1 protein-coding gene and 1 pseudogene are annotated in these 400 nt (G+C 65.8%); both read right to left on the bottom strand.

From position 1 onward, the window contains the following. A pseudogene (locus tag EN786_RS39190) lies at window positions 1-158 on the bottom strand (TIGR02186 family protein); the annotation flags it as partial. Beyond that, on the bottom strand, window positions 158-400 hold a 243-nt coding region (locus EN786_RS36225), incomplete at its 5' end, for a TSUP family transporter (RefSeq protein WP_135910063.1). The gene EN786_RS36225 and the pseudogene EN786_RS39190, both read right to left, overlap by 1 nt.

Below are 400 nucleotides of genomic sequence, written 5' to 3'. Positions count from 1 at the left end.
GTCAGATCGGCGCCGGAGAAACCCGCCGTGATCGAAATGGCGTCGGTCGACAGGCCGATCTGGATGCTTTCGGTGGGCGGCGTCTGTGCCGTCGCCGGGGAAATGGCGAAGAGCATCGACAACGGGATGGCGGCTGCAAACGCTCTCATTCCCGCCATCAGTTGAGGCCCGCGGCGGAGAGCGAATAGAGATTGGGCGGCGTCACAAAAAGATCGACGGCAAGGCGTATGGCGACGGCCAGCACGAGCATAGCCAGCAGCGCGCGCAACTGTTCGCCGCGCAGCCGCTGGCCGGCCTTGGCGCCATATTGCGCCCCGGCGACACCGCCGGCCATCAACAGGAAGGCCAGGATCACGTCGACGGTCTGGTTCGTCGTGGCGTGCACCAGCGTGGTGTAGGC

Origin of the sequence: Mesorhizobium sp. M4B.F.Ca.ET.143.01.1.1, from assembly GCF_004792275.1 — a bacterium.
GTDB lineage: Bacteria > Pseudomonadota > Alphaproteobacteria > Rhizobiales > Rhizobiaceae > Mesorhizobium > Mesorhizobium abyssinicae.
This window is presented reverse-complemented; position numbering and strand designations above follow the sequence as displayed.